General features: G+C 70.2%; 20 protein-coding genes. 15 read left to right on the top strand and 5 right to left on the bottom strand.

Translation table 11 applies throughout. The annotated features are described in order from the left end of the window. Nucleotides 1-145: 145 nt before the first annotated feature. The 7 genes from ccmI to EK403_RS00800 all read left to right on the top strand — a co-directional run bounded on the left by ccmI (nt 146) and on the right by EK403_RS00800 (nt 8,505). A complete protein-coding gene (ccmI, locus tag EK403_RS00830; protein ID WP_128775612.1) occupies nt 146-1,264 on the top strand; it encodes a c-type cytochrome biogenesis protein CcmI in 1,119 nt (372 codons plus the stop codon). Nucleotides 1,265-1,274: 10 nt separating this feature from the next. Further along, a complete protein-coding gene (gene ccmE / locus EK403_RS00825) occupies nt 1,275-1,775 on the top strand; it encodes a cytochrome c maturation protein CcmE (RefSeq protein WP_128775611.1) in 501 nt (166 codons plus the stop codon). Beyond that, on the top strand, nt 1,772-3,760 hold the full coding sequence (locus tag EK403_RS00820) for a heme lyase CcmF/NrfE family subunit (RefSeq protein WP_128775610.1): 1,989 nt from the start codon (nt 1,772-1,774) through the stop codon (nt 3,758-3,760). Before ccmE ends, EK403_RS00820 begins: the two co-directional genes overlap by 4 nt. A 146-nt stretch (nt 3,761-3,906) precedes the next feature. Continuing rightward, complete coding sequence (locus EK403_RS00815; protein WP_128775874.1) at nt 3,907-4,473, top strand: cytochrome c-type biogenesis protein; 567 nt, start codon at nt 3,907-3,909, stop codon at nt 4,471-4,473. A 101-nt stretch (nt 4,474-4,574) separates the two neighbouring features. Further along, nucleotides 4,575-6,143 carry a Do family serine endopeptidase gene (locus EK403_RS00810; RefSeq protein WP_128775609.1) on the top strand — a complete coding sequence of 523 codons (1,569 nt, stop codon included), beginning with the start codon at nt 4,575-4,577 and terminating at the stop codon, nt 6,141-6,143. A 204-nt stretch (nt 6,144-6,347) separates the two neighbouring features. Then, nucleotides 6,348-7,040, top strand: a complete 693-nt coding sequence (locus tag EK403_RS00805; RefSeq protein WP_128775608.1) for a response regulator transcription factor — start codon at nt 6,348-6,350, stop codon at nt 7,038-7,040. Next, the gene (locus EK403_RS00800; RefSeq protein WP_128775607.1) at nt 7,024-8,505 is read left to right on the top strand and encodes a sensor histidine kinase; all 1,482 of its coding nucleotides are present in this window, start codon (nt 7,024-7,026) and stop codon (nt 8,503-8,505) included. The genes EK403_RS00805 and EK403_RS00800 overlap by 17 nt, the downstream gene beginning before the upstream one ends. On the opposite strand, the gene EK403_RS23710 is transcribed toward EK403_RS00800, so the two are convergent. Next, nucleotides 8,387-8,656 (bottom strand): YodC family protein, encoded by a 270-nt coding sequence (locus EK403_RS23710; protein ID WP_128775606.1) that lies wholly within the window; start codon nt 8,654-8,656, stop codon nt 8,387-8,389. The genes EK403_RS00800 and EK403_RS23710 overlap by 119 nt on opposite strands. Before the next feature lie 277 nt (nt 8,657-8,933). Here EK403_RS23710 and EK403_RS00790 point away from each other — a divergent pair, with 277 nt between their 5' ends. Both EK403_RS00790 and EK403_RS00785 read left to right on the top strand, forming a co-directional pair. After that, a complete protein-coding gene (locus EK403_RS00790) occupies nt 8,934-9,143 on the top strand; it encodes a DUF3126 family protein (RefSeq protein WP_128775605.1) in 210 nt (69 codons plus the stop codon). A gap of 62 nt (nt 9,144-9,205) precedes the next feature. Next, complete coding sequence (locus tag EK403_RS00785; RefSeq protein ID WP_128775604.1) at nt 9,206-9,499, top strand: DUF6949 family protein; 294 nt, start codon at nt 9,206-9,208, stop codon at nt 9,497-9,499. A gap of 21 nt (nt 9,500-9,520) precedes the next feature. Here the strand turns inward: EK403_RS00785 and EK403_RS00780 are convergent, their stop codons facing one another. Then, nucleotides 9,521-11,326, bottom strand: coding sequence for an alkaline phosphatase D family protein (locus EK403_RS00780; protein WP_128775603.1), 1,806 nt, complete (start codon nt 11,324-11,326; stop codon nt 9,521-9,523). Nucleotides 11,327-11,469: 143 nt separating this feature from the next. On the opposite strand from EK403_RS00780, the gene EK403_RS00775 reads away from it, so the two are divergent. Continuing rightward, a complete protein-coding gene (locus tag EK403_RS00775; RefSeq protein WP_128775602.1) occupies nt 11,470-12,000 on the top strand; it encodes a gamma carbonic anhydrase family protein in 531 nt (176 codons plus the stop codon). 131 nt (nt 12,001-12,131) lie between these two features. On the opposite strand, the gene EK403_RS00770 is transcribed toward EK403_RS00775, so the two are convergent. The 3 genes from EK403_RS00770 to EK403_RS00760 form a co-directional block, all read right to left on the bottom strand. Then, complete coding sequence (locus EK403_RS00770) at nt 12,132-12,773, bottom strand: transglutaminase-like cysteine peptidase (RefSeq protein WP_128775601.1); 642 nt, start codon at nt 12,771-12,773, stop codon at nt 12,132-12,134. A 388-nt stretch (nt 12,774-13,161) separates the two neighbouring features. Further along, entirely contained in the window at nt 13,162-13,758 is a 597-nt protein-coding gene (locus tag EK403_RS00765; RefSeq protein WP_128775600.1) for a PilZ domain-containing protein, read from the bottom strand. Nucleotides 13,759-13,866: 108 nt separating this feature from the next. Beyond that, a complete protein-coding gene (locus tag EK403_RS00760; protein ID WP_128775599.1) occupies nt 13,867-14,463 on the bottom strand; it encodes a PAS domain-containing protein in 597 nt (198 codons plus the stop codon). A 220-nt stretch (nt 14,464-14,683) separates the two neighbouring features. On the opposite strand from EK403_RS00760, the gene EK403_RS00755 reads away from it, so the two are divergent. The 5 genes from EK403_RS00755 (at nt 14,684) to EK403_RS00735 (ending at nt 19,981) form a co-directional block, all read left to right on the top strand. Further along, entirely contained in the window at nt 14,684-15,523 is an 840-nt protein-coding gene (locus tag EK403_RS00755; protein ID WP_128775598.1) for a rhomboid family intramembrane serine protease, read from the top strand. Between the two features lie 82 nt (nt 15,524-15,605). After that, on the top strand, nt 15,606-16,037 hold the full coding sequence (locus EK403_RS00750) for a CBS domain-containing protein (RefSeq protein ID WP_128775597.1): 432 nt from the start codon (nt 15,606-15,608) through the stop codon (nt 16,035-16,037). A 109-nt stretch (nt 16,038-16,146) separates the two neighbouring features. Beyond that, nucleotides 16,147-17,559, top strand: a complete 1,413-nt coding sequence (locus tag EK403_RS00745; protein WP_128775596.1) for a glycosyltransferase family 4 protein — start codon at nt 16,147-16,149, stop codon at nt 17,557-17,559. After that, nucleotides 17,556-18,647 carry a hypothetical protein gene (locus tag EK403_RS00740; RefSeq protein ID WP_128775595.1) on the top strand — a complete coding sequence of 364 codons (1,092 nt, stop codon included), beginning with the start codon at nt 17,556-17,558 and terminating at the stop codon, nt 18,645-18,647. Before EK403_RS00745 ends, EK403_RS00740 begins: the two co-directional genes overlap by 4 nt. 14 nt (nt 18,648-18,661) lie before the next feature. After that, on the top strand, nt 18,662-19,981 hold the full coding sequence (locus EK403_RS00735; protein ID WP_128775594.1) for a DUF6716 putative glycosyltransferase: 1,320 nt from the start codon (nt 18,662-18,664) through the stop codon (nt 19,979-19,981). The last annotated feature ends 31 nt before the right edge of the window (nt 19,982-20,012 follow it).

The raw sequence follows: 20,012 nt of genomic DNA, 5'->3' as shown, positions 1-20,012 counted from the left end.
ACTCTATATGGCGGGAAAGCCGTGCGATCAGCCACGTCGATCACGTTTTTTCGCGGACCCGGCGGGCCCCGCGCGACCGCGTGTCTCTTCCCGCGGGCGTCGAACGCTTCTAATTACAGGCCCAGGGAAGGAAACGAACGGATTAATGACCGCTCTCTGGCTGACCTTCGCGCTGATGACCGGCGCGGCGGCGTTTGTCGTGCTCGGCGCGCTTGCGCGCGGGCGGACGGCGACCGCCGACGCGGAGGCCGACGCCGCGGTCTATCGCGACCAGATCGACGAGATCGGGCGTGATCGGGCGCGCGGACTGATCGACGAGCGCGAGGCCGAGGGCGCGCGGACCGAGGTGGCGCGCAGGCTGATCGCGGCCTCCGAGCGCGCCGACGAGATCGTCGCGACCGAAGGCGCGACCCGGCGGCGGCGCATCGCGGCGCTCGCGGCGCTCGTCGTGATCCCGGCGGTGTCGCTCGGCTTCTACGGCGCGCTCGGCAAGCCGGACCTGCCAGACCTTCCGCTGGCCTCGCGCCAGAGCGAGACGCCGGACCTGCAGAACCTCGCCGACCTCGCGATGCGGGTCGAGGCGGCGATCGCCAAGAACCCCAATGACGGCCGGGGCTACGCCGTGGTCGCGCCGGTCTATATGCGGCTCGGCCGTCCGCAGGACGCAGCGACGGCTTACGCGAACGCCATCCGGCTTCTGGGCTCCACGCCCGACCGGCAGGCCGATCTCGGCGAGGCGCTGTTCGCGGCCGCCGACGGCGTCGTCACGGCTGGCGCCCGCGAGGCCTTCGAGGCCTCGGTCGCGGGCGACGATCCTTCGGTCAAGGGCTCGTTCTATCTCGCCCGCGCCGCCGAGCAGGACGGCGACATGGCGGGCGCGGTGGCGCGGCTGAGGCCGCTGGTCGCCAAGGCGCCGGAGGATGCGCCCTATCTCGAGGCGCTGAGGGGCGAACTGCAGCGCATCGCCGACGTGCCCGCGATGCCGATGCCCTCGAAGTCGGCGATGGAGCAGCCCAAGACGCCCGAGGAGCGGATGGCCATGATCCGCACGATGGTCGACGGCCTAGGCGAGCGCCTGTCGAAGGACGGCGGCGACGTCGGCGAGTGGCTCAGGCTGGTGCGTGCCCGCGCGGCGCTCGGCGACGTCGAGAAGGCCCGCGAGGCGCTGAAGAGCGCGCGCGAGAAATTCGGCGGCGACGGGCGCGCCGCGATGCGGCTCGAGGCGCTGGCGCTCGGCCTCGGCCTCGAAGGCCGCGGCGCGTAAGGGGTCCCGGATGACGATCGACGCTTCAGCCTTCCCCTCTCCGCGCCGCCGGGCGAGCGCCCGCAAGCGCCGCCGCCTGGCCCTGCTCGCGTTGGTGGGCCTCGCGCTCGCCGCCGCCACCGCGCTCATCCTCAACGCCTTCACGGACACGCTGGTGTTCTTCCGCACGCCGAGCGAGATCGCCCAGCGGGCCGACGCGCCCGGCACCCGGATGCGGCTCGGCGGCCTGGTGAAGCAGGGCTCGGTCGCACATGAGGGCACGACGGTCCGCTTCACGGTGACGGACAACAGGGCCGACCAGGCGGTGGTCTATGTCGGCATGCTGCCCGACCTGTTCCGCGAGGGGCAGGGGGTGGTGACCGAGGGCGCGGTCGGGCCGGACGGCGTGTTCAAGGCCGACAGCGTGCTCGCCAAACACGACGAGAACTACATGCCGAAGGACGTGGCCGACCGCCTGAAGGCGCAGGGCGAATGGCGCGGCGGCGACGCCCCGGCCGGGGCGCCGAAATGATCGCCGAGACCGGCCACTACGCGCTCGTCCTCGCGCTCGCGCTCGCGATCCTGCAGTCCGTTCTGCCGGTCTGGGGCGCGAGGGCGCGCGACGCGACGCTGATGGGCCTCGCGAGTCCGCTCGCGGTCGCGCAGTTCGTGCTGGTCGCGATTTCTTTCGCGGCGCTGACCCACGCCTATGTCACCTCCGACTTCTCGCTGCTCAACGTCGTCGAGAACAGCCATTCGGCGAAGCCGCTGGTCTACAAGTTCTCCGGCGTCTGGGGGAACCACGAGGGCTCGCTGCTGCTCTGGGTGCTGATCCTGGTGCTGTTCGGCGCGCTGGTGGCGGTCTTCGGCCGCAACCTTCCGCAGCGCCTCAAGGCCGACGTGCTCGGCGTGCAGGCGATGATCTCGACCGCGTTCCTGCTGTTCGTGCTCGTCACCTCGAACCCGTTCGCCCGGGTGGCGCCCGCGCCGATCGAGGGACAGGACCTCAACCCGCTGCTGCAGGACCCCGGCCTCGCGATCCATCCGCCGCTGCTCTATCTCGGCTATGTGGGCTTCTCGATGGCCTTCAGCTTCGCGGTCGCGGCGCTGATAGAGGGCAAGATCGACGCCGCCTGGGCGCGCTGGGTGAGGCCCTGGACGCTGACCGCCTGGGGCTTCCTCACGCTCGGCATCGCGATGGGCTCCTACTGGGCCTATTACGAGCTCGGCTGGGGCGGCTTCTGGTTCTGGGACCCGGTCGAGAACGCCTCGCTGATGCCCTGGCTCTCGGGCACCGCGCTGCTCCATTCCGCCGTGGTGATGGAGAAGCGCGAGGCGCTCAAGGTCTGGACCATCCTGCTGGCGCTGCTGACCTTCGCGCTGTCGCTGCTCGGCACCTTCCTGGTGCGCTCCGGCGTGCTGACCTCCGTGCACGCCTTCGCGGTCGATCCCGCGCGCGGCGTCGCGATCCTGATCATCCTCACCGTCTTCGTCGGGGGCAGCCTCACGCTCTATGCGCTACGCGCGCCGGCGCTGAAACAGGGCGGCGTGTTCTCGCCGGTGAGCCGCGAGGGCGCGCTGGTCGTCAACAACATCTTCCTGACCGCCGCGACCGCCGCGGTGTTCGTCGGCACGCTCTACCCGCTCGCGCTCGAAGCCGCGACGGGCGAGAAGATCTCGGTCGGCCCGCCCTTCTTCAACTCGACCTTCGGGCCGATCATGCTGCCTTTGATGCTGATCATGCCGTTCGGGCCGCTGCTCGCCTGGAAGCGCGGCGACATCGGCCGCGCCGCCAGGGGTCTGGTCGCGGCGTTCGGGATCGCGATCGTGGCGACCTGCCTCGTGGCGGGCTTTGTCCGCGGAGGCCCCACGCTCGCTCCGATCGGGATCGGGATCGGCCTGTTCGCGATCTGCGGCGCCTTCGCCGAGATCGTCGAACGGACAAAACTGTTCCGCGCGCCGGCGGCCGACAGCCTCGCGCGGCTGAAGGGCCTGCCGACCTCCTCCTGGGGCGCGGCCTTCGCCCATGCGGGCATGGGCGTGACGCTGATCGGCGTGGTGGCGGCCTCGGCCTGGTCGAGCGAGAAGGTAGTGGCGCTGAAGCCGGGCGAGACCGTCGCCCTTTCGGGCTTCGAACTCACCTTCGACGGGCTGCGGGAACGCCCCGGGCCGAACTATGCGTCTTCGGTCGCGCATCTGACGGTGCGAGAGGGCGGCCGCGTCGTCGCGACCGTCGAGCCCGCGCGGCGCATCTACCGGGCCCGGCGCATGGACCTCGCCGAGAGCGGCATCGCGACCTTCGGCCTGTCTCAGCTCTACGCCGCGACCGCCGAGGCCCGCACCGACGGCGCGACCGGCCTTCGCCTGCAATACAAGCCGCTGGTGCTGCTGATCTGGCTCGGCGCCGTCGTCATGGCGTTCGGCGCGACGCTGTCGCTCGCCGACCGGCGGCTGAGGGTGGGGGCTCCGCGGAAAGCCGCGGCCCGCCCCGCGCCCGCGCTGCAGCCGGCGGAGTGATGCTCCGGCTCCGACGTGCTGCGTGCTTCGAGACGCCGGCCTCCGGCCGGCGCCTCAGCATGAGGAGCGCGGAGGATGGCGGAAGCGAAGTTGGAAGACGAAACGGCGGATCGCAGCGGTCGATGGTGCAGCGCGCTTCCCTCCTCATGCTGAGGAGCCTCGGCGCCAGCCGAGGCGTCTCGAAGCACGCAGCACCTCTACGCAGGCTTTACCTCGGCGCAGCGCTTGTCGTGCTCGCTGCTGCTTTCGACTTTGTCCCCGCCCTCGCCGTGCAGCCCGGCGAGCAGCTGCAGGACCCGAAGCTCGAGGCGCGCGCCCGGGCGCTCGGGGAAGAGCTGCGCTGCATGGTCTGCCAGAACCAGTCGATCGACGATTCCGACGCCCCGCTCGCAAAAGATTTGCGGTTGCTCGTGCGCGAACGGGTCAAGACGGGCGACAGCGACGACGAAGTCCTCGCCTTCCTCACCGCCCGCTATGGCGAGTTCGTGCTGCTCCGGCCGCGGCTGCGCGGCGAAACGCTGCTGCTCTGGGGGCTCGCGCCTGCTATTCTTGGGATTGGTCTCGTCGGCTACCTCGTCTGGGCGTTCCGCAGGCGCAAGGAGCGCCCCTCGGCCCCGTCGCTGAGCGAGGCGGAGCGGAAGCGGCTCGAGGCGCTGCTCGCCGCAGGCGGCGAAGGCGGGGCCGCGAACCCGCCGGGTTCTCGGCTTACGTAAATTTCATGCCGCCGACAGCGGCCCGTAAGCCAGACGGCGTGAATCTTCGCAGGACGCGCCCATATGAGGCGAGACGACACCTTATCGGAGATGTCCCCCAAATGACGATCGAGAAGCCTTCAGAGCAGGCGGCCGCCGGCGGATTCCTGTCCCGGCGCCGCAAGCCGCTCGTGGCCTCCGCCCTGGCGCTTGCGCTCGCCGGCGCCCTGGGCGCCCAGACCCTGACCTCGACGACCGTTCCCGCGAACGCCCAGACCGCGATCCAGCCGCAGGCCGCCCCGGCCTTGCCGAGCTTCGCGGACGTCGTCGACCGCGTGAAGCCGGCGGTCGTGAGCGTCAAGGTCAAGAACGTGTCGACCGAAGACGAGGTCGCCGGCGGCCCCGGCGGCGGCATGCCCCAGATTCCCGGCCTCGACCAGCTGCCCGACGGCCACCCGCTCAAGAAGTTCTTCAAGGAGTTCGGCCAGCGCGGCGGACCCGGCGGTCCCAAGAAGCAGGGACCGCGCGGCATGAGCCAGGGCTCGGGCTTCTTCATCTCCGAGGACGGCTACGTGGTCACCAACAACCACGTCGTGCAGGGCGCCAAGGAGGTCGAGCTCGCCTCCGACGACGACACCACCTACAAGGCCAAGGTCGTCGGCACCGACGCCCGCACCGACCTCGCGCTGCTGAAGGTCGAGGGTGACCGCAAGGACTTCAAATATGTGAAGTTCGGCGACTCGAACGCCGCGCGGGTGGGTGATTGGGTGATCGCGGTCGGCAATCCGTTCGGCCTCGGCGGTTCGGTCACGGCCGGCATCGTCTCGGCGCGCGGCCGCGACATCGGCGCCGGTCCCTATGACGACTTCCTGCAGATCGACGCGGCCGTGAACCGCGGCAACTCCGGCGGCCCGACCTTCAACCTGAGGGGCGAGGTCGTGGGCGTGAACACCGCGATCTTCTCGCCGTCCGGCGGCAATGTCGGCATCGCGTTCTCGATTCCCTCGGACGTCGCCACCAGCATCGTCGAGAAGCTGAAGAACGGCGGGAAGATCGCGCGCGGCTATATCGGCGTGCAGATCCAGCCGGTGACCGACGAGATCGCGGAGTCGATCGGCCTCAAGAAGCCGCATGGCGCGCTGGTCGCCGAGGCCCAGAAGGGCACGCCGGGCGAGAAGGCCGGGCTGAAGTCCGGCGACACGATCCTCAGGGTCGACGGCCAGGAGATCGAGAACGCCCGCGAACTGTCGCGCAGGATCGCCTCGATGGATCCCGGCAAGCCGGTCACGCTGACGATCTGGCGCGACGGTCGCGAGGAGACCAAGGAGCTCAAGCTCGGCACGCTTCCGGACGAGCCCAAGCAGGCGGCGCTGACGCCGGACGAAGGCGACGACGCCGCGCCCGACAGCGGCAAGGTGAAGCTCGGCATCGAGGTCTCGCCCGCGTCCAGGATGGCGGGCGCAGGGGACCAGGGCCTGGTGGTGACGGATGTCGACGACGATGGCGCGGCGGCTGGCAAGCTTGAGCAGGGAGACGTGATCCTGCGCGTGGGAGGGAAGGCGGTGTCGAGCATTCCCGACGTCACGGCGCAGCTCGACGAGGCGCAGAAGAACGGCAAGAAGTCCGTTCTCCTGCTGGTCAAGCGCAACGACCAGACCCGCTTCGTCGCGATCGAGATCGGCCGCGGGTAAGCCCCGCGCCGGTTGGACCCGGAGGACGGCCTCCCCCGATCCGTCCCCGGGCCATTCTGCGGGCGGCGCGCGGTTCCCCCGGCCGCGCGCCGCTTCGTCGACGGCCTGTCCCCCGCGCGCTTTCGTTGTCCCCCCTCTTCGACGAGAGCGCGCGGGCGGGCCGGCCTCCCCTCAATTCGCTTGCAGCGGATCTGGCGGCGCGCCATGACCTCGGCCATGAAGCTTCTAATCGTCGAGGACGACCGCGAGGCCGCGGCCTATGTGGTCAAGGCGTTCTCCGAAGCCGGCCACGTCGCCGACCATGCCGCCGACGGCGAGCAGGGCTATGAGCTCGCGAGCGGCGCCAATTACGACGTGCTGGTCGTCGACCGCATGCTCCCCAAGCTCGACGGGCTGACGCTGATCGGCCGGCTGAAGGCCGAGGGGTCCAAGACGCCGGTGCTGATCCTCTCGGCGCTCGGTCAGGTCGACGACCGCGTGCAGGGATTGCGCGCCGGCGGCGACGACTATCTCACCAAGCCATACGCCTTCGCCGAGCTGCTCGCGCGCGTCGAAGCGCTGTCGCGGCGCGGCGGCGCGTCCGCGGCCGAGACCGTCTACCGGGTCGGCGACCTCGAGCTCGACCGGCTGTCGCATAGCGTCACGCGCGGCGGGCAGGACATCCCGCTGCAGCCGCGCGAGTTCCGCCTGCTCGAATATCTGATGCGTAACGCCGGCCAGGTGGTCACGCGCACCATGTTGCTCGAGAATGTCTGGGACTATCATTTCGATCCCCAGACCAACGTGATCGACGTCCATGTCTCCCGGTTGCGCTCGAAGATCGACAAAGGCTTCGACAGGCAGCTGCTGCACACGGTGCGCGGCGCGGGATACATGATCCGTGACGGCGCTCGGTAAGCTCCTCCGAACAACCGCCTTCAAGCTCGCCCTCGCCTATCTCGCGGTGTTCGCGACGCTGTCGATGGTGGTGCTGACCTATGTGTCGTGGCACGCCAACGCGCTGATCGCGGGTCAGCTCAACGCCACCGTCAACGCCGAGATCACCGGTCTCGCCGAGCAGTACCGGCAGGGCGGCATCCGCAAGCTCGTCGCCGTGGTGGACGAGCGCTCGAACCGCGCGGGCAACGGCTCGATCTACCTGCTGACGACCTTCTCGGGCGATACGCTCGCGGGCAACGTCTCGGGGCTTCCGGGCGCATCGCTCGCGGAGGCCGGCGAGCGGGAGCTGCCCTATCAGCGGGTCGGCGAGGACCAGACAGCGCCCTATCCCGCGGTGGTCAGGGTCTTCGTGCTGCCGGGCGGCTACCGCCTGCTGGTCGGACGCGACACCGAGGAACGGGAGCGGCTCGCGGGCGTCATCGCCAACGCGGTGCAGTGGTCGCTCGCGCTGGTCGTTGTGCTGGGGCTCGCGGGCGGCGTGTTCGTCGCGCGGCGCGTCCTGAAGCGGCTCGACGCCATGACCGAGACCAGCCGCTCGATCATGGCGGGCGACCTGTCCGGCCGGCTCGCGGTGACAGGATCCGGCGACGAGTTCGACCGGCTCGCAGAGGCCGTCAACGCCATGCTCGAGCGCATCAACGAGCTGATGGCGGGCCTCAAGGAGGTCTCGGACAACATCGCCCACGACCTCAAGACGCCGCTCACACGCCTCAGAAACCGAGCGGAGGCGGCGCTGCGCGACGCCCGCACCGACGAGGACTGGCAGACCTCGACCGAACAGATCATCGCCGAGGCCGACGGCATGATCCGCATCTTCAACGCGCTGCTGCTGATCGCCCGGGCCGAGTCCGGCGGCGCGCGGGGACAGCTCGCCGAAGTCGACGTCGCGGACGTCGTGCGCGAGGTCGCGGAGCTCTACGAGCCGCTCGCCGAGGAGCGCGGCGCGACGCTGAAGGTCGAGGCCCCGGTCTCAATCGGCGTCACGGGCAACCGCGAGCTGATCGGCCAGGTGGTCGCGAACCTCGTCGAGAACGCGCTGAACTACGCGACCGGCGAAGGGACAGGGAACGAGGTGACCGTCTCGGCGATCGCGCAGCCTACGGCCGCTGTCCTTACGGTCGCGGATCGCGGGCCGGGCATTCCGGAAGCCGATCGCGCGCGCGCGATGGAGCGGTTCGTGCGGCTCGCCCCCAGCCGCTCGCGGCCGGGCTCGGGCCTCGGCCTCGCGCTCGCCTCGGCGGTGGCGCGGCTTCACGGCGGCGAGCTTGCGCTCTCCGACAATGCTCCGGGGCTGCGCGCCGAGCTTACTCTGCCGCGATCTGGAGCGCCGGTCTCCGGCGGGTTCGAGCCGGGGCGCTCGTACGTCCGCGCTCAGGGCGGCGAGCCTCGGCCGGCTCCTGCTCCAGCGCTTCCAGGGACGTGACCGCAAAAACGGCCTTGTGCGCCTGCTCCTCCGAGAACCAGAAGCAGACGGCCCGTTCCAGACCGTTCAGGTATTCGACGGCGTCGACGGTCATCCCCGGACCGCCGGATTTCAGGGTCACCAGATCGCCTGGCTTGAACTGCACCGCCATCGAATCTCCTCGAGCGAACGACTGCGAAAATTGACGCCGCATATGTGGTCGACCGCAACGCTGAACAATCGATTACCGCTCATCCTAAAGCAGCATCAACGCACCCTGCCAGTGGGAGAGCGCCGGATCGCCGGCCATAACTTGCGCGGCGGCCGTCTGGTTCCACAGGCCTTTCCAAGCAGTATCGCGTCGGGCCTAGCGCTGGCGGCTTGCCTCGGGCCTGCTGACGTGGCAAGCGTCGCCGGACTTCCCGAGCGACATCCAAGGAGCGCCGACGTTGGACAAACGCGAGCTCGAGCGCGTGCAGGCCTATCTGCGCAAGCAGTTCCAGAACCCGTCCTTCCGCGTGGTCGCGCGGCCCCGCAAGGACGACTCCGCCGAGGTCTATCTCGGCGAGGAGTTCGTCGGCGTGCTGTTCCGCGACGACGAGGACGGCGACCTCTCGTACAATTTCTCTATGGCGATCCTCGAGACCGATCTCGACTGATCCCTGTCCCGGAACGGGACGGCCCGCCTCTTGCTGCGCCGGCCGCAGGAGGCTTTCGGCCCATGTCGTTCCTGTCCGGCGTTCTCACCATCGTGCTCGGCTTCGCCGTGTCAGGCGCGACGGCTTCGGCCTATGAGGGGGCGACAGGCAAGCGCGCGGGCTTCGGCATGCTGCGCGCGCCCGACGTCACCGCCGTGGCGGCGGTGCCCGTGGTGACGCTCGGCGCGGCCTACATCCTCGCGCGCAACGTGCTGTTCGGCCGCAAGCGCCCGGCCTGGGCGGTCGCGGCCGGGACGGTGGTCACGGGGCTCTGGAGCCTCGTGATCGGAGCCGCGATGCTCTCGGCGTTCGTCTGAGAGCCGACGCCGCGCGGCGTCTCAGGACGAGACGGCCTCTTCCGCCGCCTTCTTGCCGACGGGCACCCGGAACCGCTTGGTCTCCGTCGCGTAGCCCTTCTCGAACACGGTCGAGACAAACACGTGGTCGACGGTCACGGCCTTTGGCGTGACGTCGACCAGCATCAACCCGCGCCGCCCCTGGTCGGTGAAGATCAGCTTGTCGTTCGGATGCCTGGCGCTGGTTTCGACCAGCACTGCGGCGATGAGTTCCGGCGGCAGTCCGAGCAGATATTGCTCGATGCCAGGCGAGCTGATCGAGGTCCCGCCGAACTCCGCGCCGACGGGCTTTGCCCCTTCGGCGGACGGCAGCACCAGATTGGCGGTCCACGCGTTGTGCGAGTCGCCGGTGAGGACGACCGGGTTCGGGGCCTTGGAGAGCGCCTCGAGCATCTTGATCCGGGCGCTCGGATAGCCGGTCCAGGCGTCGGCCGCGAGCGGGAAGGGCAGGCCCGCGGCGCCGAGCGCCGCGATCTGGGCGCCGGAGCCCGCGCCGAAGATCTGGTCGAGCAGCCCGATGATCTGCGCCTTCTGGGTCGCATCAAGCACCGTGGAGCCGTTGATGTCGGGCGCCGCCTGATAGAACATCAGCACCTGGTTGCCGATCAGCTGCCAGGTCTGCGTCGACTGCGCGATCCGCTTCTCGAACCAGCTCTCCTGCTCGGCGCCGAGCAGCGTCCGGGTCTCGCCCTTGCCGTTGACGTCGAGCGGGAAGGGACCCTGCGGCGGCTGGCCCGTATAGGCGGCGACGAGCTTTTCGGTCGCGAGCTGCTTCTCGCGGCCGGCCTGCCGGGAGTCGGTCATGACGAGGCGCGCGAGGTCGCCGAAGTCGAACACCCGGTAGAGGTCGTCGGGTCGCCCGGTCTCCGGATCAAGACGGAAGCCGTCGGACGGCTCGCGCACCGGCAGCCACTCGTAGAACGCCCGGATCCCGGCGCGCCGGCGCGCGCTCCATGGGCCCTCGGTCTCCGGCTGATGGTTCTCGGCGCCGTTCACATAGGCGTCGTTCGCGACCTCGTGGTCGTCCCAGATATGGATGAACGGGTTCTGGCGCTGCAGCTTCTGCAGGTCGGGGTCGGTCTTGTAGAGCGCGTGGCGCGCCCGGTATTGCTCGAGCGCGACGATTTCCTCGCGCGGCTCGAGCAGGCCGTCGCGCGGCTTCGGGGCGAGGCCGAGCGCTGTGGCGGGCGTCGTGTAGCCCTCGAGGCCGGGACCGTATTCGTAGATGTAGTCGCCGAGATGCAGCACCGCGTCGAGATCGTCGCGGCGGGCCGCTTCGCGATAGGCGTTGAAGTAGCCGAGCTCGTAATTCGAGCAGGAGCAGACCGCGAATTTCGCGCGCTTCACCGCGCCCTCGGGCAGCGTCCTGGTGCGGCCGACCGGTGAGACATCGCCTTCAGCCTCGAAGCGGTAATAGTAGGTTTTGCCTGGCTCGAGCCCGACGACGTCGACCTTCACGGTGTGGTCGCGGCCGATCCGCGCCGCGTCTTCGCCGCTCTGCACGACGCGCCGCATCTGCGCGTCTTCCGCCACGGACCATGTCACCGGGATCTCGGCCGGCGCGTCCGCCTTGGTGACGCGCGTCCAGATGATCACCCGGCGCGGCTTCGGATCGCCGCTCGCGACGCCGTGCAGGAAGGCGCCGGCGCGCGCCGCGACCGCAGGGTCCGTGACCGCGAGCGTCAGCGTGGTCGCCGAAACGCCCGCCGCGACCGTGAGCCTCAGCGCTTCGCGCCGCGTCAGCCGCAGGCCCGACCGTTCGTCGCCGTTCTCGAAATCGCCCGCCATCGCGCGTCCTCCTGGTTCGAGCGAGTCAAATAAGGCCGGCAAGCGACCGGTCTGTGACGACCCGGCGCCGACGCCATCCCGTTGGACGCGCGCGCGGCCGTCAACTAAACGACCGTCTCGGGACGTGGCATGGGAGAGATCGGTTGGCGCTGTATTCGCTCGACGGGGTGAGCCCGAGGACGCCCGGGAACGGCCGCTTCTTCGTGGCCGAGAACGCGGTCGTGGTCGGCGACGTCACGCTCGAGGAGGACGCCAGCGTCTGGTTCGGCGCGACGCTGCGCGGCGACAACGAGCCGATCACGGTCGGCGCCCGCTCCAACGTCCAGGACGGCTCGGTGCTGCACACCGACCCCGGCTTCCCGGTCGTCATCGGGCCCGACTGCACGATCGGGCACGCCGCGATCGTCCATGGCTGCACGCTCGGGACCGGCACGCTGATCGGCATGGGGGCGACCGTGCTGAACGGCGCGAAGTTTGGGAAGTTCTGCCTGGTGGGCGCCGGCGCGCTGGTGACCGAGGGCAAGGAGTTCCCGGACTATTCGATGATCCTGGGCTCGCCCGCCAAGGCCGTGAAGACGCTCGGGCCCGAATGGGAGATCCGGCTGCTCGGCACCGCCGGCCGCTATGTCGCGAACGGAAGGCGCTATCAGGACGGCATGATCCGGATCGGATAGATCTCCGCTGCTTTCGGAGCCGGAATCGTCGAGGCCGGCTCCTGGGAAGGAGCCGGCCTCTGGCTTGCGGTCGGTCTGGGGCGGGAGTGGGGACGGCGACCGGCCGCGAGCGTCCCTGAAATCGTGTGGGCTTACGGAGCGGCCGCGACGCCGACCGGGCCGACGCCGTCGCCAAGCAGGACCCACTGGTTGGGGTCGGTCTGAGACTGGCGCTTGATGAAGCTGTAGCCGGTCTCGAACCAGGGCTTGACGTCCTCGGCCTGGTTGTCGAGCGCGTAGTCGCCCTTGTCCGTGACCACGGTCAGCACCGCGTGGCCGTCGCCCTTGAGGTCGCGCACCACCGTGATCAGCAGCGCCTGGCGCGGCCAGCCGGCCTGCATCAGCAGGCGGCGCTTCAGCAGCACGAAGTCTTCGCAATCGCCCTTGGCGCCGTCCGGATAGGTCCAGCGCTCCTCGACGCCGTAGAGCTCCTGGTCGGTCAGCGGCTCGATCTCGGCGTTGACCTTCCGATTGATCCGGTCGAGCTCGGCGAAGCGCGCCGGCGTCATCTTCACGCGCGCCGGCTTCATGGGCTTGGCGTCGCATTCCGCGGGGCTCGCCTTGCAGAAGTCGATCCAGCCGATCGGGGCCTTCGAAGACCCGTCGACCAGCATCGGGGTCGCGGCGGCGACCCGGAGCCGCTCGCTGGCGGCGGCCGGCTGCGCGATGGTGAATCCGCCGGCAACCAGTCCAAACAGAATATAAATCGTGTTCTTCTTGAGAGAATTGAGCACTTCCGTCTCCCGTCCTGTCCCGGGAAACAAAGTCTCACATTGGTTTTGCTGTCGGTCTAAGTCGAAATCGGGGGTTTTAGCGACAAGATTTGGATTTTGGAAACGTATTGGAAGTCAGTTGTTTAGAAATTCATTGGCTGATTTGTTTACCACGAGCGCCGTCTGCAAGAGGTTGAAGGGTCGACTTGGTGCGCTAAACGTTAACGCCCGCGGCTTTTCCGGGGGGTCGTTTGTCGAAGTGTTCACCATGTTTCTGAATGGCCGTTCATTGGCCGCGGCGCCGATGGCCGCCCAGAGCGTCCAAGGCCGACGCCGGAGACCCCTCCGAACGCAAAAACGCCGCCCCGAGGGGCGGCGCGTCGTCGTCGGGAATGGCGCTGGTCTGCGGTCAGCCGAACTGTTCGGCGAGTTGTTCCTGGTTCTGCGTGCGCGCGAACTCGACCGCGAGGCCCTTCTCGAAATGGCGCACCACGCGGGCGGCGGTGCGTCCGAGCATCACGGGCGCGCCGATCGGCAGGTCGAGCGTGGTCGTGACCGCGGCGCCGGAGAGCGAGACGTCAATGATCCGCACCTCGGTTTCGGTCCCGTCCTCGGTGATCAGCATGGCGCGCGGGTTGCGCGGCGTGACGCGCTCGTGCCGGCGATCTTCGGGCAGGCCGAGAATGGAGCGGTTGGCGAGCCAGGTGAGCTGGGCTGCGAGCTTGTCGCGCTTGCGGATCGTCGCGCCGACCGTCATGGCGAAGCCGTTCGGGATCGCCCGCACCATGACGCCCTCGACGCGGCCGATATGGTCGAGATAGGCGACCACGCGTTCGCCCTGTTGCGCCGGCACCGGCGCGATCAGCGCGAGTCCTCCCGGCGACATGTCGATCGTCTGGCACGGATATTCGCGCCGCGACGACAACATGTACCGGCCGAGCAGAGCCACCTTCACGCGCTGATGGCGGCGACGCTCGTCCGAGAGCGGGACTTTGAGTGAGAACATCGCTGGCGTTCCGGAAGATGGCGCGCGCCGTCGGACGCTCCGTCCGACGCATCCGTAAAGCTAAATGAACGGCGTTAACGCGCCGTAACTTCGCTGCGCCGGAAGCCGTCAGCGACCGCCGTCGAACACGAGGAAGCGACCGATCCGGCGGCCCATTGCGGAGAGGCCAGGGACAGGCGCGGGATCAGTCGGCTCCAGCGGACGCCGCCGCCCGCTCGGCCAGATCATCCGGAGCGACGTCAGTTCGAAGCGCGTCACCGGGCAGGCGCCGAGCCAGTAGGGCGTTTCCACCGCCGCGAGGGAGCCGAGCACCCGCGCATGGGTGCGGCCGCGGTGCCGGAGCGGCAGCAGGCCGATCTCGAGATCGATCCTGCGTCCGAGCTCCGTCAAGCCCTGCGCGCCGATCACCGCGACCGCCGCGTCGTCGGATACGGTGGCGAGCGTGCCGAGCAGCGTCGCCCGGTCGGGTCCGCGCCAGAGCGACAGGAACGTCTCGCCCTTCATTTCATGGCCGATCAAGGCGCAGATCCGCGAGCCGGACAGCCGGAACGGATACCCGCCCCCGATGTCGGCCTCGAGGATGAAGGTGTCGCCGAGCGTCTTGCGGATGGCGGCGGGATCGACGTCGGCTCTTTCGGGCGCGGCCCGGGCGCCGCGGATGCGATTCCAGTAGCCGAACAGATCCTTGGTGGCGGCGGCTTTCATGCTGTCTGACCTCACGGTCGGGTCTGCGTCCGTCCGGTCCGTCCCGATCTGGGACGGAGTCGGGCCGGAAATTGCGGTTAACAGCTGGTTGAGCAGGGTCCGTGCCATCCGTCTCGTCGCCCCTCGCCGCGCCTTGCAATCGTCAGAACTTCACGTCAGCTAGTTCTATCCCGCGCGGCGCCCGGCCGTCCCCGTCCTCGAACGATCGGTCCACAAGCCCGTGCCACCACCCGGCGAACCGGCCTTCAACGCGCCGCGCGTCGTGCTCGTCGCGCTTGCGGCCTTCGTGGCCATCCACCTGCTCCGGAGCGTGGTCTCCGAGGAGACGGACATCGGGCTGCTGCTGCGCTTCGCGTTCATTCCGGCGCGCTACGACGCGGCTTCGCAATACGCCTCGGACATGCTGGGCGGGGAGGGGGCGAAGCTCTGGACCTTCGTCAGCTATGCGTTCCTGCATGGCGACTGGATGCACCTCGCGGTGAATTCGGTCTGGATGCTCGCCTTCGGAAGCGCGCTCGCCTGGCGGTTCGGCCCGGGCCGCTTTCTGCTGTTCTCGGCGCTCACCGCCGCGGCGGGCGCCGCCACGCATCTCTTGTTCCATTTTGGCGAGCCGACGCCGGTCATCGGCGCGTCGGCGGCGATTTCGGGCCACATGGCGGCCGCGACCCGCTTCATCTTCGAGGTGGGAGGCCCGCTCAGCGCCTTCCGCCAGGCCGGCCACGGCGCTTTCATGGCGCCGGCCGAGCCCTTCATGCAGGCGCTGAGGCGGCCGCAGGTGATCGTGTTCTTCGTCGCCTGGTTCGGCATGAACATCCTGTTCGGCCTCGGCGCGATAGCGATCGGCGAGGGCGACGCCTCGATCGCCTGGGAGGCGCATATCGGCGGCTTCCTGGCGGGGCTCGCGCTGTTCCCGCTGTTCGACCCGGTGAGGGGCGAGCCAGCGCCTCATCCCTTCGCGTCTCATCCGGATGGCGCATGGGATGACGGCTTGCGTGCGGACGGCGATCGCCCCCATGATGGCGGGGCCGGCCCGGCCCAGCGCCCGGGCCGGGACAGCTGACGCCGCCGACGCCGGCCCCTTCCGATCTCCAGCGGGCCGCGCCGGCCCAACGCCGCGCCAGACGGCGGAAGGAGGGATTGGGATGAGGGTCGAAGCCATTCTCGCCGCCAAGGGCCGCGACGTGACCACCGTCGAGGCCGCAAGCACGATCGCCGACGTGGTCCGGACGCTCGCCGAAAAAAGCATCGGCGCGGTCGTCGTGACGGACGGTCACGGCGGCGTGGCGGGCATCATCACCGAACGCGACGTGGTTCGCGCCCTCGCGAGCCGCGGCGCCGAGGCGCTCGCCGCGCTCGTGTCGGAGCTCATGACGCGCGAGGTCGTCACGGCGCACGCCGACGACAAGATCGACGACGTGTCGGAGCGCATGACGCGCGGCAAGTTCCGCCATGTCCCGGTCATGGCTGGCGACCGTCTGGTGGGCATGGTGTCGATCGGCGACGTGGTGAAGCACCGGATCGAGTCGATCGAGGCCGAGGCGTCGGCGATGCGGGACTACATCGCGACCGCCTGAGGTCCGCCCGGCTCGCGCCTTCCCGCTTGACGTCGCCGCCCGGCGACGGCAACCACGTCGCGCGATCGGCCGAGCACTCGCGCGGCGGGGTGGGGCGGCGGGTTGAGGCATGAGAGTTGGCGACCTGCAGCGCATCGCGGCCGAGATCGGCCGGCGCCGCGTCGTCGTCCTGTCCGACCGCTATCCGCCGGATTCCGGCGGCGGCGCCGAGCTCAGCCTGCATTTGCTGATGCGGGAGCCGGCGTTGCGCGACCAGTCGCTGGTCGTGACCTTCGACAAGTCCCTGCCCGGGCCGCGCCGCCGCGAAATCGACGGCGTCGACGTATTGGCCCTGCCGATGAACGCCGCCTGGCCGCTGCACCGCATGTCGCAGGATCAGGTGGAGCGCCTGAAGGCGCGGCGCTACGGCCTCAAATGGCCCAAGTTTCTCGCCGAAGCAGCCGCCTGCGCCCTGCGGGATCCCAAGATCCATGGGCCGGCTCTCGGATTGCGGCTCGTGGGCGATCCGCCGGGCGGCGTCCGCATGGCGCACGCGACCGTGCCGGAGGGACGCGTGCAGCCGGAGATCCGGACCGTGCTGGACGCGGTCCGGCCGGACGTCGTCCATGCGGACAACGCACGCTCGATCATGATGGCGGCCGACGTGCTCGCCGAGCGCGCCGAGCCGCTCGTCGCGTTCGTTCGCGACCATCGCTTCACCAGCCTGCGCTTCGATCAGGCGCTCGGGCCGCCCGACGACGCCCTGACGTTCCGCGAACGGCTCGCCGCCCGCTGCGCCCGGGCGGCGCTCGCCTATCGTCAGGCCTGCCTGCGGCGGGCGACGGCGGTGATCGCGACCAGCGCGCATCTCGCGGAGACGCTCGCCGAGATCGTGCCCGCCGGGCGTCTTAAACGGCTGCCGCTCGAGCCGGTCGAGCTTCCGCAGCATGGTCTGGGCGCGGGCGGCGAGAGCTTCTCCATTCTGGTCGTGGGCACGCTCACCAGGAACAAGGGACAGGCGCATCTGCTGGAGGCCTGGCCGGAGATCGTCGCCCGCATCCCGAACGCCCGCATCGACTTCGCAGGGCAGGGCGAGGCGCGCAGCGAGATCGAGCGCGTCGCGAGGCGCCTGGGCGTGACCGACCGGGTCACGCTGCACGGCCACGTCACCGGCGAGACCCTGGCCCGGCTTTATCGCGACTGCGACGTGGTCGCGCTGCCGACGCTGTGGTCCGAGCCATTCGGGCGCGTTCCCCTCGAAGCCGGCGCGGCCGGTCGGCCCGTCGTCGCCTACGCCTCGGGCGGCCTAGTCGAGAACGTTCTCGATGGCGTCACCGGCCGGCTCGCGCCGTCGCGCGACGTCGTCGCCTTCGCGGAGGCGCTCGCCGACCTCGCGGCCGACCCGCAGACCCGGCGGCGGATGGGCGAGGCGGGGCGCGCCCGCGTCGCCGAGGCCTATGCGCCCAGCAGGCTCGCCGACCAGCTCGCAGGCGTATGGGACGAGGCCGCGGGAACCGACGCGCCGCAGCGGTCCCACGCATGACCGACCCGGCCGACATCGTGATCGTCTCCTCGCCCCTGCAATATATGAACGCAGTGGAGCAGCGCGCGGCGACGGGAGGGCGGCCCGCCGACCTCGTGATCGTCGGCGACCGCCATGGCGGCGCGGCGGCCATCGAGGCGCTGATGAGGCTGAAGTCGCCCTGGAGGTCCGTCCGTCGCCACCCGCGGCGCCCCCGACCGTCGCGGTTCGTCCCGTTCCTGGTCCGCGATCTCATGGACGCCGGTCACCGCCGGAGCCTCGAAGCGCTCGCCCGGGAGCTGTCGCGCGAGCGCTGCGGCGCCGTCGTCATCGGCGATTACCGCAACGTCTCCCAGCGGCTGCTCGCCGCCCGGCTCGCGGCGGATGCCCACGTGCTGCTCGACGACGGATCGGTGACGCCGCAGACGGCCGCCTACCGCGCCGACCGGGCGAGCGCGCCAGAGCCGCGCCAGTTCGACCTCTCCTGGTTCCGCACGCGCCTCGCGCGGCGCGCCTTCGGCGAGACGGCGCTGGCCGATCCCGAGCGGCTCACCTTCTTCACGATCTACGGGCCGTTGCTCGAGGGGCGGCTCGCCCCCGGGGACAGAATCGCGCCGAACGCCTATGCGGCCTTGCGGGAGGCCGCACCGGCCAAGCCGCGGGGCGACGCCGTCTGGCTGCTTGGCTCCGACCATGCGGAAGCCGGCATCTGCGAGCCTCAGTCCTATCGCCGCGTCGTGCTCGGCGCCGCCGCGGCGCTCCGCGCCGAAGGCAGACGGCGCATCGTCTATCGTCCCCACCGCGGCGAGCGCCCCGGCAAGGCCGCGGAGATCGCGGAGGTGGGCGCCATGGAACTCGGGCTCTCGACGTTTCCCGTCGAGCTCGATTATCTGCAGACTGGGGAGCGTCCCGCCATGACGGCGGCGCTCGCCTCCTCGGCGATCGACTCGCTCTCGGTTCTCGACCCGGAGCTCGAGATCGCTCGGATCGCGCTGCCGGACGACTATCTGAAGAAGCGGGCGGACCACATTCGGGCCGTGGTTCTCGCCCATGACGCGTTCAATCCGAGGCTGCGCGTGATCGCGCCGGAGCCTGTCGCCGCGCCGTGAGACCGACCGAGGGCATGTCAGCAAGCCATACGGACACGACCTCGGATCAACGGTCCGGCCGCTTCGCGGGACGGCGCGTGCTCGCGCTCGGCACCTTCGACAGCTTCATCCGCACCGCAGCCGTCATCGGCCGCCTGTTCGAGGCCGAGGGAGCGAGCCTGAGGATCGCGGCGCTCGCCGCCTCGGCCACGACGGGACAGCTCTCGTCGCGGCAGCTCCGCGCCGGCGGCGTCCACGAGAGCGTGCCCGTGCTCGCCGCCGAGGCGCTCGTCGCCTCCCGCCTGTTCCGCGATGCCCATGTGGTGATCGCGGTGATCGATGGCGGGCGGGCGCGCGAGCTGTTCCTCGCCTGCGCGGCCGCGGATCTCGCGCGCGAGGCGTCGCGCCCGATTATCGCCGTGGCGTCGCCCGGCGTCGCGCTGACCGAGCATCTGCAGGGCTTCATGAGCCGCGCGCCAGCGGACGTGCTCTGCTTCAACGCCGAGGGCGAGCGCGTGCTCTATTACGCGGCCGCGGAGGAGATCGGCGTCGACCCGACAAACGCGATCGTCACCGGCCTGCTCGGCCTCGACGTTCGGCCGCGCGCGGGCTCTCCGTCGGGACAGCGTTCGATCGCCTTCTTCGAGCAGCCGGTCATCCCCGCCCGGCGCATGCAGCGCACGCACCTCCTGGCCGGCCTGATCGACCTCGCGCGCCGGTCGCCGGACGTCGAGGTGCTGGTGAAGCTGCGCCACGCGCGCGACGAGACCGCCCATCATCAGACGCGATTCCATCTGGAGGACATCGCCCGCGAGCTGTTCGCGCGCGGCGGCAGGCCCGCCAATCTCAACTTCACCCACGAGCCCGCCCACGATCTGCTCGATCGCGTCTCGCTGGCGGCGACCGTGAGCTCGACGGTCGCGGTCGAGGCGATGGCGCGCGGCGTGCCGACGCGGATCGTGTCGGACTTCGGAGTCTCGGAGGCGCTCGGGACCTCCTATTTCATCGGATCGGGCTGCTTCGCGGCGCTCGCTGACCTGTCGCCCGATCTCCCGGCTGTCGCGAAGTCCGACTGGCTCAGCAAACGCTCCGGCGCGGCCGCCGACCCGGAGGCGCTGCTGTCGCAGTGCGCCGCGCTGATCGGGGGACAGGAGCGACTGGGATCCGCGCTGCCTCTGCGGCCTCTTTCGCCGGCCTATGGATCGGCCGGCTGGCTGGGATATGCGCTGGGGATCGGCGGGCCGGTGGCGGTGCATGCGCCGCATCTGCTCGACAGGCCGGCGCGCGGCCTCGGCTTCGTGGGCGCGGTCGCGGCGCGGCTTCGCCAGGCGCGCCGCCCGCCCACGCGACGCTAGAAGGCGGGCGAGGTGCTACATTCCGCCGCCG

The organism is Hansschlegelia zhihuaiae (assembly GCF_004103825.1).
GTDB classification, from domain to species: Bacteria; Pseudomonadota; Alphaproteobacteria; order Rhizobiales; family Methylopilaceae; genus Methylopila; species Methylopila zhihuaiae.
This window is presented reverse-complemented; position numbering and strand designations above follow the sequence as displayed.

Bases quoted from the DNA above. Each gene is read 5' to 3' on its own strand.
- ccmI (WP_128775612.1), top strand. From the start codon at position 146: ATGACCGCTCTCTGGCTGACCTTCGCGCTGATGACCGGCGCGGCGGCG.
- ccmE (WP_128775611.1), top strand. From the start codon at position 1,275: ATGACGATCGACGCTTCAGCCTTCCCCTCTCCGCGCCGCCGGGCGAGC.
- EK403_RS00820 (WP_128775610.1), top strand. From the start codon at position 1,772: ATGATCGCCGAGACCGGCCACTACGCGCTCGTCCTCGCGCTCGCGCTC.
- EK403_RS00815 (WP_128775874.1), top strand. From the start codon at position 3,907: ATGCTGAGGAGCCTCGGCGCCAGCCGAGGCGTCTCGAAGCACGCAGCA.
- EK403_RS00810 (WP_128775609.1), top strand. From the start codon at position 4,575: ATGACGATCGAGAAGCCTTCAGAGCAGGCGGCCGCCGGCGGATTCCTG.
- EK403_RS00805 (WP_128775608.1), top strand. From the start codon at position 6,348: ATGACCTCGGCCATGAAGCTTCTAATCGTCGAGGACGACCGCGAGGCC.
- EK403_RS23710 (WP_128775606.1), bottom strand. From the start codon at position 8,656: ATGGCGGTGCAGTTCAAGCCAGGCGATCTGGTGACCCTGAAATCCGGC.
- EK403_RS00785 (WP_128775604.1), top strand. From the start codon at position 9,206: ATGTCGTTCCTGTCCGGCGTTCTCACCATCGTGCTCGGCTTCGCCGTG.
- EK403_RS00780 (WP_128775603.1), bottom strand. From the start codon at position 11,326: ATGGCGGGCGATTTCGAGAACGGCGACGAACGGTCGGGCCTGCGGCTG.
- EK403_RS00765 (WP_128775600.1), bottom strand. From the start codon at position 13,758: ATGTTCTCACTCAAAGTCCCGCTCTCGGACGAGCGTCGCCGCCATCAG.
- EK403_RS00760 (WP_128775599.1), bottom strand. From the start codon at position 14,463: ATGAAAGCCGCCGCCACCAAGGATCTGTTCGGCTACTGGAATCGCATC.
- EK403_RS00750 (WP_128775597.1), top strand. From the start codon at position 15,606: ATGAGGGTCGAAGCCATTCTCGCCGCCAAGGGCCGCGACGTGACCACC.
- EK403_RS00745 (WP_128775596.1), top strand. From the start codon at position 16,147: ATGAGAGTTGGCGACCTGCAGCGCATCGCGGCCGAGATCGGCCGGCGC.
- EK403_RS00740 (WP_128775595.1), top strand. From the start codon at position 17,556: ATGACCGACCCGGCCGACATCGTGATCGTCTCCTCGCCCCTGCAATAT.
- EK403_RS00735 (WP_128775594.1), top strand. From the start codon at position 18,662: ATGTCAGCAAGCCATACGGACACGACCTCGGATCAACGGTCCGGCCGC.